Raw genomic sequence first — 14,053 nt, 5'->3', positions numbered from 1 at the left:
ATAGTCCGTCCCATGGGCAACTCGCGGAAGGTCGACTGGGACGCGCAGGAGTTCACCGAGGTGCGGCCGGGGATCTTCGGCGCCACGGTGCACACACCCCAGCTGACCGCGACGCTCTACCGCTACGGCCCGGGCTCGGCCTGGGAGGAGCACCAGCACCCGCAGGACCAGGTGACGACCGTGATGATGGGCGCCGTCGACTTCGTCGTCGACGGGCAGCCCGTCCGCCTCACCGCCGGCCAGACCGCGACGCTGCCCGGCGGCACGCCGCACAGCGCGACGGTGCCCGCCGGCGGCATGGCGATCACCATCAACGTGCTGACGCACCGGGAGCAGGCGCCGCGTGCCTGAGCCCGACGGCTGGCTGGGCCTCGACGGCGCGCGCGTCGTCGTCGCGGGCGGCAGCGGGACGATCGGCGCCGCGCTGGTCGCGGGCTTCGAGGAGGCGGGCGCGCGGGTCGCGAACATCGACCTACGGCCCGAGCACGGCGCGGTGCGCGTCACGGCCGACCTGAGCGGCGTGCGGGCGGGCGCGGACGCGATGGCGCGGGCGCGCGAGGGCCTCGGCGGCGTCGATGTCTTCGTCCACGCGGTCGGCATCAACGACCGCCGCCCGATCGAGGACTACTCGGCCGCCGACTGGGAGCGGTTCGTGGCCATCAACCTGACGTCGGCCTTCGCGACCGCGCAGGCCGCGCTGCCCGGCATGCGCGAGCAGGGCCACGGGCGGATCGTGTTCTTCTCCAGCGTCGCCGGGCGCAGCGGCCACAAGCTGCACGGGCCCTACGCGGCGACCAAGGGCGCGATCAACCAGCTGATGCGCGTCATGGCCCACGAGTACGCCGAGCACGGCGTGACGGTCAACGCGGTCGCGCCCGGGTACATGGACACCGCGCTGACCCAGGCCTACCTGGAGGCCCACCCGGAGAAGCGCAAGGCCTTGATCGACCTCATCCCGGCCCGGCGCTTCGGGCAACTCCAGGAGGTCGTCGGCCCGGTGCTCTTCCTGGCCTCGCGCCAGGCGAGCTTCGTCAACGGGCAGGTGCTGTACATCGACGGCGGCCGCACGGTCGTCTGACGTCAATCCAAGGGAGCGAGATGGGTCGGTTCGACGGCAAGACGGTGATGGTCACCGGCGCGGGCACGGGCTTCGGCGCCGAGCTGGCGGTCAAGGCCGCGGAGGAGGGCGCGGCGACGGTGGTCGTCCACTACCGCTCGTCCAAGGACGGCGCGGAGGACACGGCGCGGCGCGTCGAGGCGCTCGGCGCGAGCACGCGCCTCGTCCAGGGCGACATCTCCTCCTGGGAGGAGATCAAGCGCATGGTGAGCGAGGCCGGCGCCGTCGACGTCCTGGTCAACAACGTCGGCGACATGGCCTCCGACCAGAACGGCTGGGACGACCTCAGCGAGGAGGTCATCGACCACTGCCTCGCGGTGGACATCAAGGGCACCATGTTGATGGTTCACGAGTTCGGCAAGGCGATGAAGGCCCGCGGCCGCGGCGCGATCGTCAACATCGGCTCGACGGTCATCGTGCGCGGCAGCCCGCGCGCGCCGATCTACGCCGCCGGCAAGTACGGGCTGCTCGGCATCACCAAGTCCTACGCCAAGGCGCTGGCGCCGGAGGTCCGCGTCAACACCTTCGCGCCGGGCTTCATGGCCACCGAGGCCGTCCTGACCCGCCCGGACTTCCAGGCCGGCCGCGGCGAGCAGATCACGCGCGACACGCCGATGGGGCGCATCCCGCCGCCCGAGGACCTGACCGCCGCGGCGCTGTTCCTCGGCACCGACGACGCGATCCACATCACCGGGTCCTACATGATCTGCGACGGCGGCTACTCGATGCTGGGGGCCTGAGGCCCTGGCTGCGCCGTGGGCGTCGCGCGGTGGCGCTGGACGAGGCGGTACGTGAGGTACAGCCCCAGCGCGAACAGCGGGATGCCCATGGCGGTGCGGGCGACGCCGAGCGCGACGACCGCGCCCGCGACGTAGAGCGGCAGCTGCACGGCGAGGCGCAGGCCGAACAGGCCCGACCACAGGAACGACGCGCGCGTGAACGCGCGCAGGCGGGGCGGGTCCTCGCGCCAGGCCGTGCCCTCGCCGTCGAGCTGGCCGACGATGTAGCCGACCAGCGGCCGGCGGATCGAGGCGCTGACGAAGAACACGGCCGCGTAGGCCGCGTTCAGCAGCAGGCCGGGGAGGAAGAAGTTCTCGGCCTTGCCCGAGCGGGCGGCGACGAACGCGGCGAAGCCGACGCCGACGATGCCCGAGAGCGCGTGGCGCGGCGTCTGACGGCGGACGAGGCGCGCCGCGCCGAAGACGACCGCCACGGCGACCGCGACGATCGCGGCCGTGTTCGTGTCGGTGAACGGATAGACGGCCGCGTAGGCGACGGCGGGCAGCGAGGTCTCGGCGATGCCGAGCGGCCCGCCGAGCGCCTCCATCATGCTCGGCGGCTCGTCGTGTCGGATGTCGTCGGCGTCGGCGGCGGCCACGGACGGCAGATTGTGGCGCACCTCGTAGGATCCGCGCCGTGCCCGCACCCACGCTGACGCTCCTGCACAACCCGCACTGCTCGACCTCGGTCCACGCGCTGGACGCGCTGGAGGCCGCCGGCCGCGAGGTCGAGGTCCGCAAGTACCTGCTGGTCAAGGAGCGGCTGGACGCGGACGAGCTGCGGTCGCTGGCCCAGCGGCTGCAGGGCGATCCGGTGGACGCGCTGATCCGTCGCGACGCGAAGTACCGGGCGCTCGGGCTGGAGGCCGACGGCCTCGGCGTCGAGGAGGTCGTGGCGATCCTCGTCGAGCATCCCGCGCTGCTGCAGCGCCCGATCCTGGACGACGGCACGGCGGCGATGATCGGCCGTCCGCGCGCCCGCGCCGCCGCGTGGGCGGAGGCGGGCCGCGTCGTGGACGCGTCCTAGGCAACAAAAATCCAAAGCGTTGCCTGACGGGGGTAGGCTCCCGCGCCATGTCCCATCAGGTCCATCGTCGTCGCGCGCTCGCGGCGACCGCCCTCGCGGCCGCCTGCGCGCTGCCCGCCACCGCCAACGCCGCCACCGCCGCGCCGCGCTTCGAGCGCATCGCCGGCTACGCCTCGCCGGGCACGCCGGCCAAGTACGACAAGGTCGGCATCCTCAAGATCGGCTCGGCCAAGGCCAAGAACGTGCTCGTGCTCAACCCGGGCACGTCGGCCAGCGCCGCCTACTTCGCGCCCGTGGCCGAGTCGCTGGTCGCCAAGGACAAGGACTGGCAGGTCTGGTCGGTCGAGCGCCGCGAGAACCTGCTCGAGGACCACACGATGCTCGACCAGGCCAAGGCGGGCAAGGCGACGCCATTGCAGGTCTTCAACTACTACCTGGGCTGGATCAAGGACCCGTCGATCGCCCAGCACGTCCGGCTCATCCCGGACTCCGAGGTCACGTTCGCGCGCGGCTGGGGGATGAACACCGAGATCCAGGACCTGCGCCGCGTCGTGCTGCGGGCCAAGAAGCTCGGCGGCAAGGTCGTCGTCGGCGGGCACTCGCTCGGCGGGACGATCACGACCGCCTACGCGACCTGGGACTTCCACGGCACCGCGGGCGCCAAGGGCCTGGACGGCCTGCTGCTGATCGACGGCGGCAGCGGCCCGACGCCGGTCTCGACCGCCGATGCCCAGAAGAACCTCGACACGGTGAACAACGGCTCGCCGTGGCTGCAGTTCGGCGGGATCGCCGCGCCGTTCACGGGCCTGTTCAACTCCACCGGGTCGCTCGGCGTGCTGATGGATCCCGACTCGCCCTCGGTCGGCCAGGCCTCGGGGCTGTTGCCGGAGAACCTCGTGCCGCCGATCCCGGTCACCAACGCGGGCCAGTACGGCTACGCGCTGGACGTCAAGACGTCGCCGTCCGGGCTCGTCGCCGCGCAGGCGCACCTGGGGCAGCTCGCCGCCTCCGGCGACCCGCGCGGCTGGGACGACTCCGGCGCGCTGACGCCGCTGAAGCGCTACGCGCAGGCGTTCTCGGGCTGGGGCCTGAAGGGCCTGGACGGCACCGCCTGGTACCACCCGCTGCGCCTGACGATCGACGCCGGCGCCGTGGCGGCGGGCAACGCGAACCCCGCGCAGAAGATCCTGGGCGTGCACGCGACGCACGGCAAGGACCTGCCGAAGGGGATCAAGATCTACGCCTTCGGCGCGTCGCTGGGCGGCAAGCGGATCCTCGACGCGGCCAAGGCCCTGGCCAAGCAGTCGCACGTGCCCTCGAAGAACCTGACGCTCGTGGACCGGCACACCACCTACGCCCACAACGACCCCAACACCGCGGCGCCGGCGAAGAACGACTTCCTCAAGAAGCTCGTGCCCTGGCTGAAGGGGATCGCGAAGTAGGCGGTCCGGGTCGCCTGGTGGCTGCATAGCAGTCACCACGCGACCCGCATCGGGCGCCCGACCCGGCCGGCGTCAGCGCGGAGCCGGAGCCTCAGCGGGTGGTCGAGTCGCGCATCCCCGCTACCGGGGATGCGCCGTCGGCCCGAAAGGGCAGCGTCGCGACGATCGTCGTGCCCTCGCCGACGCGCGACTGCACCGCCAACGAGCCGCCGAGCAGCTCCGCGCGCTCGCGCATCCCCACGAGCCCGAACCCGCTCGGCGCGGTCGCCGGGTCGAAGCCGCACCCGTCGTCGCGCACGGTCACGACGACGCTGCGGCCGTCCCGCGCGACCGTCGCCACCGCGCGCCGTGCCGCGCCGTGCTTGCGCGCGTTGTTCAAGGCCTCCTGGATGATCCGGTAGACCACGATCTCGCCCTCGGGATCGCGTCCGGCGCCGTCGTCGCCGTCGTCGGATCCGAGGTCCACGTCGACGTCGACCTCCAGGCCGAGCTGCCCGGAGCGCTCGGCCAGCGCGGCGACCGCGGCCGCCAGGCCCAGCTCGTCCAGCGCGGGCGGGCGCAGCTCGGTGATCAGCGCGCGCAGCGTGGCGATCTCGCCGTCGAGCTGGGACACCGCGTCGCCGAGCAGGCCGTCCAGCGCCGCCGGGTCGTCCTTGGCGCGCCGCGCCGCCGACAGGCCGAGCCGCAGCGCGGCCAGCGACTGCAGCGTCTCGTCGTGCAGCTCGCGCGCCCAGCGGCGCCGCTCCTCCTCGGTGGCGGCCAGCCGCATCCGACGCTGCTCCAGCGCCACGTTCTGCGCGGTCGCCACCGCGGTCGCCGCGCTGGCCGCGAAGGACTCCAGCAGCCGCTGGTCGTCCTCGCCGAACTGCGGGCCGTCGTCGAGCCGGTCGGCGACCAGCAGCACGCCGTAGGCGTGGCCGCGGAAGACCAGCGGGACCGCCAGGCCCGCGCCGGCCTTGAAGCCCAGCCGGCCGATCCCGCGGTGCTTCAGGCGCTCGCGGTTGGGCTCGTCCTCCAGCCGCTGCGTGGTCTGCGAGCGCAGCGCGGCGTCGGCGACCGTGTCGACGACCGGCACGCGCCGGCCCAGCAGCGCGGCCGGGACCTCGCCGGCGGTCGCGGCGACGACCAGCTCGTCGCCGTCGAGCAGCTCGATCGCCAGCGCCCGCGCCGAGACCAGCGCGCGGCCGCGCTTGGCCACCAGCTGGAGGATCTTGTCCAGGTCGGTCTGGCCGCCGAGCGCGAGCGCGATCTGGACGGTCGCGTCCAGCGCGGCGACCGTGCGGCTGAGCTGGAGGCGCTCGTGCTCGGAGCCCGTGAAGCGCCGCGCGTGGTCGATCGCCACGCCCGCGAAGTCCGCCAGCCGCGTCAGCGCGGCCTCGTCGTCGGCGGTGAACGGCGCGCCCTCGGCCTTGTCGGTCAGGTACAGGTTCCCGTAGGGCTCGCCGGCCGCCAGCACCGGCACGCCGAGGAACGAGTGCATCTCGGGATGGCCGTGCGGGAAGCCGTAGGAGCGCGGGTGGTCGGCGACCTCGGTCAGGCGCAGCGGCACCGGGTGCGTGATCAGCTCGCCGAGCACGCCGTGCCCGCGCGGCGGCGCGCCGATCTTCGCCCGCCCGCCGGGCTCCAGCCCGAGCGTGACGAACCGCGCCAGGCCGGTGCGCTCCTCGTCGAGGATCCCGATCGCCGCGTAGCGCGCGCCGGTCAGCTCGCGCGCGGCGACCAGGACGCGCTCCAGGACGACCTCGACGTCGAGGTCCTCGAGGACGCTGCGGGCCAGCTCCAGGACGCCCTGCACACCGTCGCGCTGCGACACGCGCGCAACGTATCAACCGAGGACGGCCCGGACCTGCCGGGCGATCTCGCGGTCCTCGCGCGCGGCGACCACGTGCGTGGCGACCGCGGCGCCGGGCGCGCTGATCTCCAGGTCGGTGTCCGCGCCGGCGTTCTTGGTGGGGTCGATCGCCACACCAAGGAACGCCAGGCCCTCGGCGGCGCGGCGGCGGATCTCCGGCGCGTGCTCGCCGACGCCGCCGGTGAAGACCAGCGCGTCGAGCCCGCCGAGCGCGGCGGCCATCGCGGCGATCGATCCGCGCAGGCGGTGCACGTAGGCGTCGAGCGCCAGCACCGCGTCCTCGTCGTCGCGGCCGAGGATCTCGCGCAGGTCGGCGGTGCCCGCCAGCCCCTGCAGCCCCGACTCGTGCTCCAGCGCCTCCGCGATCGTGTCCGCGTCGAGGCCTTCGTGCCGCTGCAGCCACAGCACCAGCCCCGGATCCACCGAGCCCGAGCGCGTCGCCATCACCAGCCCCTCCAGCGGCGTGAAGCCCATCGTCGTGTCGACCGAGCGGCCGTCGCGGATCGCGCACAGCGACGCGCCCGCGCCGAGGTGGCAGGAGACGACGCGCGGCGCCCGCACGGTCCGGGCGATCCAGGCGTGGGAGAGCCCGTGGAAGCCGTAGCGGCGCAGCTCCCAGCGCTCGCGCCACGCGCGCGGCAGCGCGTAGGTCGCCGCCGCGGGCGGCAGCGTCGCGTGGAAGGCGGTGTCGAAGCACGCGACGGCGGGCAGCGCCGGCAGCGCGGCGCTCACCGCGTCCAGCGCGGCCAGCGACTTGGGCTGGTGCAGCGGCGCCAGGTCGGTCAGCGCGCGCAGCCCCGCCTCGACGTCCGCGTCGATCCGCGCCGCCGCGGTGAAGCGCGTCCCGCCGTGGACGATCCGGTGCCCGACCGCCTCGGCGTCGCGGCACAGGCCGTGCGCGTCGAGCGCGGCGGCGACGTCGTCGTCCGGGTCGATGCTCGCGGAGGCCAGGACCGCGTCCTCGTCGTCGCCGTCCAGCAGCGACAGCTTCAGGCTGCTGGACCCGGCGTTGACGACCAGGACCCTCATGACGCCGGCGCGGAGGCCGGCGGCCACGTCCAGTCGCGCACCTCGGGCGCGTCGTCGCCGACCTCGCGCGTGTAGGCGCGCAGCCGCAGGCGCGTGTCGGACATCGCCTGGCGCAGCCCCGCGTGGCGCTCGGCCAGGCCCGGGACGCGGTCGATGACGTCCATGACCAGGTGATAGCGGTCGAGGTCGTTCAACATCACCATGTCGAACGGCGTCGTCGTCGTGCCCTCCTCCTTGTAGCCGCGCACGTGGATGTTGGGGTGGTTGGCGCGGCGGTAGGTGAGGCGGTGGATCAGCCACGGGTAGCCGTGGTAGGCGAAGATCACCGGGGCGGACGTCGTGAAGAGCGCGTCGAACTGGGCGTCGCCCAGGCCGTGCGGGTGCTCGGACGCGTCCATCAGCCGCATCAGGTCCACCACGTTGACGACCCGGACCCTCAGGTCGGGCAGGTGCTCGCGCAGCAGCGCCGAGGCCGCGACGGCCTCCAAGGTGGGGATGTCGCCCGCGCAGGCCAGGACGACGTCGGGCTCGACGCCCTCGTCGGAGGACGCCCACGGCCAGATCCCGATGCCGCGCGTGCAGTGCGCGACCGCCTCGTCCATCGTCAGGTAGTCGAGCGCGGGCTGCTTGCCGGCGACGATCACGTTGACGTACTGGCGCGAGCGCAGGCAGTGGTCGGCGACCGACAGCAGGCAGTTGGCGTCCGGCGGCAGGTAGACGCGGACGATCTCGGGCTTCTTGTTGATGACGTGGTCGATGAAGCCCGGGTCCTGGTGGGAGAAGCCGTTGTGGTCCTGGCGCCAGACGTGGCTGGAGAGCAGGTAGTTCAGCGACGCGATCGGCCGCCGCCACGGGATGTCGTTGGTGACCTTCAGCCACTTGGCGTGCTGGTTGAACATCGAGTCGACGATGTGGATGAACGCCTCGTAGCAGTTGAACAGCCCGTGCCGGCCGGTCAGCAGGTAGCCCTCCAGCCAGCCCTGGCAGAGGTGCTCGCTCAACACCTCCATGACGCGGCCGTCGGGCGCGAGGTGGTCGTCGCCCTCGACGCGCTGGGCCATCCAGGCGCGGTCGGTGACCTCGAAGACCGCGCTGAGCCGGTTGGACGCCGTCTCGTCGGGACCCATGATCCGGAAGCGGTCCGGGTTGGCGGCGACGACGTCGCGCAGCCACGTGCCGAGCACGCGCGTGGCCTCGCTGGAGGTCGCCGCGGGCGCGGGCACGTCGACGCCGTAGGCGCGGAAGTCCGGCAGCTCCAGGTCGCGCAGCAGCAGGCCGCCGTTGGCGTGCGGGTTGGCGCCCATGCGGCGGTCGCCCTCCGGCGCCAGCGCGGCGAGGTCCGCGCGCAGCGTCCCGGCGTCGTCGAACAGCTCCTCGGGCCTGTAGGACTTCAGCCACCGCTCGAGTTGGTGGAGATGCTCGGGGTTGTCGCGCAGCCCGGCCAGCGGGACCTGGTGGGAGCGGAACGTGCCCTCGGTCTTCAGGCCGTCGACCTCCTTGGGGCCGGTCCAGCCCTTGGGCGTGCGCAGGACGATCATCGGCCACGCCGGGCGCTCGGCCAGGCCGTCGCCGCGCGCGGCGCGCTGGATCTCGGCGATCTTGTCCGCGGCGCGCTCCATCGCGGCGGCGAGCTGCTGGTGGACGTCGGCCGGGTCGTCGCCGGTGACGAAGATCGGGTCGTGGCCGTAGCCGACCATCAGCGCCCGCAGCTCGTCCTCGGGGATCCGGGCCAAGATGGTGGGGTTGGCGATCTTGTAGCCGTTGAGATGCAGGACGGGGAGGACCGCGCCGTCGCGCGCGGGGTTCAGCAGCTTGTCGGCGTGCCACGACGCGGCCAGCGGGCCGGTCTCGGCCTCGCCGTCGCCGACGACGCACAGCACGAGCAGGTTGGGGTTGTCGAACGCGGCGCCGTAGGCGTGGACGAGCGCGTAGCCCAGCTCACCGCCCTCGTGGATCGAGCCGGGCGTCTCGGGCGCGACGTGGCTGGGGATCCCGCCGGGGAACGAGAACTGGCGGAACAGGCGCCGCAGGCCCTCGGCGTCGGGGCCGATGTGCGGGTAGACCTCGGAGTAGGTGCCCTCGAGGTAGGTGTTGGCGACCAGGCCCGGGCCTCCGTGGCCCGGGCCGGTGACGAAGATCGCGTCGAGGTCGCGCCGGCGGATCAGCCGGTTGAGATGGGCGTAGAGCAGGTTCAGCCCGGGCGTCGTGCCCCAGTGGCCCAGCAGCCGCGGCTTGACGTGCTCGAGCTTCAGCGGCTCGCGCAGCAGCGGGTTGTCCAACAGGTAGATCTGGCCGACCGAGAGGTAGTTGGCCGCGCGCCAGTAGGCGTCGATCAGCGCCAGCTCCTCGGCGTCCAGCGGGGTGGGGTGGGTCGCCATGATCCGACGCTACCCGCGCGCGGTCCGCACGTCCCCTCAGTCGTCGGCGCCGCGCGGCACCACGAGCACCGGGCACGGCGCGTGGTGGATCAGGCGATCGGCGGTGCTGCCGAGCATCACGCGCCGGACGGGGCCGTAGCCGCGTGAGCCGGTGATCATCAGGTCCGTCTCGTCCGCGAGCTCCTCCAGGCGCTCGGCGGACGTGCCGAGCACGGCCTCGGAGGTGACCTCCACGCCGTCGGCGGGAAGCTCGGCGACCACCGCGTCGAGCCGCGTGCGCGCGTTGTCGAGCAGGTCGCGGGAGATCTCCGCGACGTTCATCATCGGGTAGCCGGCGACCGCGGGCAGGAGGTCGGCCGCGACGACCTCGCGGATCGTGACCGCGGCGCCGACGTCGCGCGCGACGTCGATCGCGACGTCCAGGGCGTGGCGCGCCTCGGGACCGTGGTCGTAGGCCACGCCGATCGTGCGCGGCGCGGCGGCCCGGGCGGCGAAGCCGCGCGGCGCCACGGCGACCGGGCACGGCGCGCCGTAGAGGACGGCGCGGCCGACGCTGCCGAGCAGGAGGCGGCCGACGGCGCCGTGGCGCGCCGAGCCGACGACGATGAGCCCGGCCTCCTCGGCCGCGGCGAGGCGGTGCAGGCCGCGGGCGGGCGAGGAGTCGGCCCGCACGAGCAAGCGCGTGTCGGCGGGCAGCCCGGCCTCGTCGCGGCGACGGGCCAGCGCGGCCTCGGCGTCGTCGTGCAGCAGCGCGTCGTAGGCGGGCTGCCGCGCCCGGCTCAGGACCGGGTCGCCGGGGTGCGTGGTCGCGAGGATCAGCTCCGCGCCGGGGGCCAGCGCGCGGGCGAGCGCGAGCGCATCCGCGCCGCCGTCCTGCCGGTCGTCGCCGACGATGACCTTCGTGAACGTGCTCATGCTCCAACCGTACGCCCCGGCCGGGCGCCCGTCATCCGGTCAGCGGCCCATCAACATTGCGGATTTCTACGGAACCCGCGGCAAATGGTCTAGCCCACCAGGCCGTGGTCGAGCGCGTAGCGCACGAGCTCGGCGCGCGTGGTGCGGCGCAGCTTCTGCTGGATGTGCGCGCGGTGGGACTCGACGGTGCGGACCGAGAGGAACAGCTGCTTGCCGATCTCGGCGTTGGTGTGGCCGAGCGCGATCAGGCGCAGGACCTCGACCTCGCGCTCGGTGAGGTCGTCGGGCGGGCCGGAGGGCTCGGCCGGCGCGGCGGCGATCCGGGCGCCCAGCTGCGGGTGCAGGTAGACCTGGCCGGCGGCCGCGTGGCGGATCGCCTCCACCAGCTCGGTGTCGGCGCCCTCCTTCAACACGTAGGCGTTGGCGCCCGCGGCCAGCGCGGTGCGCGCGTACTGCGGGTCCTCCTGCATGGTGAGCACGACGACGCGCGTGTCCGGGGCCTCGGACGCCAGGGTGGGGAGGACGTCGAGGCTCGACGCGACCGAGCCGGGCATGTTGAGGTCCAACACCACGACGTCGGGTCGGTGGGCCTTCACGAGGCGGACGGCGTCGTCGATCGTGCCCGCCTCGGCGAGCACCTCCAGGTCGTCCTCGCCGTCGAGGACCAGGCGCAGCCCGCGGCGGACGACCGCGTGGTCGTCGGCGAGGACGATCGAGATGGTGTCGTCGGCGTCGGCCATGGCGCGGCGATGCTACCCGTCGCGGCGGAGGCGACGGGGCTCAGTGCCGGGCGAGGCGCCGCGCGGAGCCCAGGCCGCCCGGCGCGTAGTCCAGCCCGTAGTACTCGTAGGCCTTGGCCTCCTCGTCGGCGATCATCTCCATGTCGGGCGAGAAGCTCGGCGCGCCCTTGAAGCGGTCCTTGGCGATCGCGACGCGGACGTAGTCGCGGCCGACGGTCGCCCCGTCCAGGGGCACGAGCGTCAGGTGCTTGGACAGCGTCCCGCTGCGGACGGCGGCGAACGCCGGGCGGTCGGTCTCGACGTCGTAGTAGACGTCGTCGAGCTTGCCGAGCTTGTCGCTGGTGGGGTCCAGGACGTCCTGGCCGCACCAGTCCTTGACGTCCTCGACGGCGATCGTGGTGACGCGGAACGATGCCATGACCACGGGCTCCCCGCCCACGCCTCGCCATGAACTGCACTGATGCGATGGGAAATGGGCCGTTCCGGTCGACTTCACAGGCGGGTAACAACTGGGCCGAGGGCGCGGCCGACCGAACCGGATGTGCCCCGTCCCGCTTCGGCGCTGCCCCGCGCCGCCTTCCCCGCGATCGTCGCCCTGGCGCTGCTGGCGTCCGCGATCGGCCTGCTGGCCTTGAGCCGCGAGGCCCACCGCCGCGTCGACGAGCGCACGCGGATCCAGCGGCTGCGATCCGACCTCGTGCGCGTGCAGGCGCTCGGGTGGCACGGCCTGGCGCTCGGCGCGCCCGACTTCACGATCGCCACGCAGGCCCGGACGCTTCGCGCGCGCGTGGAGGACGAGGCGGCGGCGCTGCCGACGCCGCCCGGCGGCCCCGACGAGCGCGAGCGCGTCGAGCGGCTGGTCCGCGAGCTGCTGGTCGCCGTCGACGGCGAGCTGCAGGACCTCCAGGCCTCGACCACGCTGCAGGGCACCAGCGACCTGCTCGACGCCGCGCTGGACGTCGCCGAGCGCCACGCGATCGCCCGCACCGCGGCGGCCAACGCCCGGCTGCTGCGCGGCGGGCTGGTGGTCGTCGGCGTCGCCGCCGTGCTCACCGCCGTCTTCCTGCTGGTGATCCGCCGCGTGCGCCGCCGCGGCGACGAGCGCTTCCGCGCGCTGGTCGAGCAGTCCGGAGAGATCCTGTTGGTGCTGGACGACGCCGGGCGCATCACCGACGTCACGGCTGCCGCCGTGCGGCGGACGCTCGGCTGGGAGGCCGCGCCGCTGCTCGGCCGGCGCGTCGACCAGCTCGTCGAGGCCGCCGACGCGCCGCGCGTGCGCGCCGCGCTGGAGCGGCTCCTGCGCGGCGCCACCCCGCGCCCCGGCTTCGAGGTCGCGCTCCGCGACGTGCACGGCGGCGTCGTCCACCTGGAGGCCGTCGGCAACAACCTGCTGGACCTGCCCGCGGTCGGCGGCCTGGTCCTCACGCTGCGCGACGTCAGCGAGCGGCGCGCGATGGAGGACGCGCTGCGCCACCAGGCCTTCCACGACGGGCTCACCGGCCTGCCCAACCGCACGCTGTTCGACGACCGCCTCGCCCAGGCGCTGGCCCGCGCGCGGCGCGGCGACGGGCAGGTCGCGGTCGTGCTCGTCGACCTCGACGACTTCAAGGCGGTCAACGACTCGCTCGGGCACGCGGCGGGCGACGAGCTGCTGATCGCGTGCGCGCGGCGCTTCGACGCGCTGGTGCGCGCGACCGACACGGCGGCGCGGCTGGGCGGCGACGAGTTCGCGGTCCTGGTCGAGGACCGCGGCGACGTGGGCGCGGTGGCGGCCGAGGTCGCCGAGCGGCTGCGCGTCGCGCTGGACCGGCCGTTTCCGATCGAGGGGCGCGAGCTGCACGTCGCGGCGTCGGTCGGCGTCGCGGTCGCCGAGGATCCGACGGTCTCGCCGCTGGACGTCGTGCGCAACGCCGACATCGCGATGTACGAGGCCAAGGGCCGCGGCGGCGACGACCTGGTCGCCTTCGAGCCGCGGATGCTCGACCAGGCGCGCGAGCGGCTCGACCTGCGCGAGCACCTGCGCGGCGCGCTGGAGCGCGGCGAGCTGTCGGTGCACTACCAGCCGATCGTCGGGCTCGGCGACGGGCGGCCGACGGCGGTCGAGGCGCTGCTGCGCTGGACGCATCCGGAGCTGGGCTCGGTGTCGCCGGCGCGCTTCATCCCGGTGGCCGAGGAGTCGGGGATGATCGTCGGCCTCGGCGCGTGGGTGCTGGAGCGCGCGTGCCGCGACCTGGCCGCGCTGAAGGCGCCGGCGCCGGACGTGCGCGTCAGCGTCAACGTGTCGGCCGTGCAGCTGCGCGAGCCCGGCTTCCCGGCGCAGGTCGCCGCGATCCTGGAGCGCACCGGCGCGGCGGCGGGCGACGTCGTGCTGGAGCTGACCGAGTCGGTCTTCGCCGGCGGCGAGCAGGTCGCGGTCGCGCTGCGGTCGCTGCGGGCGCTCGGCGTCGCGCTGTCGGTCGACGACTTCGGGACCGGCTACTCGTCGCTGAGCTACCTGCGCAACCTCGACGTCGACAGCGTGAAGATCGACCGCTCGTTCGTGGCCGGGCTGGGGGAGCAGGCCCGCGACGCCGCGCTCGTGCGGTCGATCGTCGAGCTGGGCCACGCGCTCGGGCTGACGATGGTCGCCGAGGGTGTCGAGGACGCGGTGCAGGAGCGCTTCCTGCGCGACGCGGGCTGCGACCTGGCGCAGGGCTGGCGCTTCGGGCGGCCGGGGCCGGTCGAGCAGGCCCGGCTCTGGATCGTCACAGACGGCGCGGCGGCGCGCGGGTAGC

At 74.1% G+C, this 14,053-nt stretch carries 13 protein-coding genes; 6 read left to right on the top strand and 7 right to left on the bottom strand.

The window, feature by feature from the left end:
- The first annotated feature begins 12 nt into the window (after nucleotides 1-12).
- The 3 genes from VFG42_RS04810 to VFG42_RS04800 are packed head-to-tail and all read left to right on the top strand — an operon-like array spanning nucleotide 13 to nucleotide 1,857.
- Nucleotides 13-351, top strand: coding sequence for a cupin domain-containing protein (locus tag VFG42_RS04810; protein WP_324905816.1), 339 nt, complete (start codon nucleotides 13-15; stop codon nucleotides 349-351).
- On the top strand, nucleotides 344-1,078 hold the full coding sequence (locus tag VFG42_RS04805; protein WP_324905814.1) for an SDR family oxidoreductase: 735 nt from the start codon (nucleotides 344-346) through the stop codon (nucleotides 1,076-1,078). Before VFG42_RS04810 ends, VFG42_RS04805 begins: the two co-directional genes overlap by 8 nt.
- 20 nt (nucleotides 1,079-1,098) lie before the next feature.
- Nucleotides 1,099-1,857: an SDR family NAD(P)-dependent oxidoreductase gene (locus VFG42_RS04800; RefSeq protein WP_324905812.1), complete on the top strand. Its 759-nt coding sequence runs from the start codon at nucleotides 1,099-1,101 to the stop codon at nucleotides 1,855-1,857.
- Here VFG42_RS04800 and VFG42_RS04795 read toward each other — a convergent pair.
- Entirely contained in the window at nucleotides 1,836-2,495 is a 660-nt protein-coding gene (locus tag VFG42_RS04795; protein ID WP_324905810.1) for a DUF3159 domain-containing protein, read from the bottom strand. The two genes, VFG42_RS04800 and VFG42_RS04795, sit on opposite strands and share 22 nt — an antisense overlap.
- A 38-nt stretch (nucleotides 2,496-2,533) precedes the next feature.
- On the opposite strand from VFG42_RS04795, the gene VFG42_RS04790 reads away from it, so the two are divergent.
- Complete coding sequence (locus VFG42_RS04790; RefSeq protein ID WP_324905808.1) at nucleotides 2,534-2,923, top strand: arsenate reductase family protein; 390 nt, start codon at nucleotides 2,534-2,536, stop codon at nucleotides 2,921-2,923.
- A 47-nt stretch (nucleotides 2,924-2,970) separates the two neighbouring features.
- Nucleotides 2,971-4,365, top strand: a complete 1,395-nt coding sequence (locus tag VFG42_RS04785) for a hypothetical protein (RefSeq protein ID WP_324905806.1) — start codon at nucleotides 2,971-2,973, stop codon at nucleotides 4,363-4,365.
- Between the two features lie 91 nt (nucleotides 4,366-4,456).
- Here the strand turns inward: VFG42_RS04785 and VFG42_RS04780 are convergent, their stop codons facing one another.
- The 6 genes from VFG42_RS04780 to VFG42_RS04755 form a co-directional block, all read right to left on the bottom strand.
- On the bottom strand, nucleotides 4,457-6,178 hold the full coding sequence (locus VFG42_RS04780) for a GAF domain-containing protein (RefSeq protein ID WP_324905804.1): 1,722 nt from the start codon (nucleotides 6,176-6,178) through the stop codon (nucleotides 4,457-4,459).
- Nucleotides 6,179-6,190: 12 nt separating this feature from the next.
- The gene (locus VFG42_RS04775) at nucleotides 6,191-7,246 is read right to left on the bottom strand and encodes an acetate/propionate family kinase (RefSeq protein WP_349260388.1); all 1,056 of its coding nucleotides are present in this window, start codon (nucleotides 7,244-7,246) and stop codon (nucleotides 6,191-6,193) included.
- Nucleotides 7,243-9,624 carry a phosphoketolase family protein gene (locus VFG42_RS04770; protein WP_324905800.1) on the bottom strand — a complete coding sequence of 794 codons (2,382 nt, stop codon included), beginning with the start codon at nucleotides 9,622-9,624 and terminating at the stop codon, nucleotides 7,243-7,245. The genes VFG42_RS04775 and VFG42_RS04770 overlap by 4 nt, the downstream gene beginning before the upstream one ends.
- Before the next feature lie 36 nt (nucleotides 9,625-9,660).
- Nucleotides 9,661-10,539, bottom strand: a complete 879-nt coding sequence (locus VFG42_RS04765) for a universal stress protein (protein WP_324905798.1) — start codon at nucleotides 10,537-10,539, stop codon at nucleotides 9,661-9,663.
- A gap of 89 nt (nucleotides 10,540-10,628) precedes the next feature.
- On the bottom strand, nucleotides 10,629-11,279 hold the full coding sequence (locus VFG42_RS04760) for a response regulator transcription factor (protein ID WP_324905795.1): 651 nt from the start codon (nucleotides 11,277-11,279) through the stop codon (nucleotides 10,629-10,631).
- A 40-nt stretch (nucleotides 11,280-11,319) separates the two neighbouring features.
- Nucleotides 11,320-11,697, bottom strand: a complete 378-nt coding sequence (locus tag VFG42_RS04755; RefSeq protein WP_324905793.1) for a PRC-barrel domain-containing protein — start codon at nucleotides 11,695-11,697, stop codon at nucleotides 11,320-11,322.
- A 123-nt stretch (nucleotides 11,698-11,820) separates the two neighbouring features.
- Between VFG42_RS04755 and VFG42_RS04750 the strand changes: the two genes are divergently transcribed.
- Complete coding sequence (locus VFG42_RS04750; RefSeq protein WP_324905791.1) at nucleotides 11,821-14,052, top strand: bifunctional diguanylate cyclase/phosphodiesterase; 2,232 nt, start codon at nucleotides 11,821-11,823, stop codon at nucleotides 14,050-14,052.
- Nucleotide 14,053 lies beyond the last annotated feature (1 nt).

The sequence above is a fragment of the Baekduia sp. genome, assembly GCF_035685985.1.
GTDB lineage: Bacteria > Actinomycetota > Thermoleophilia > Solirubrobacterales > Solirubrobacteraceae > Baekduia.
The sequence above is the reverse complement of the archived record's forward strand: the minus strand, read 5'-3'. Positions and strand labels throughout refer to the sequence as shown.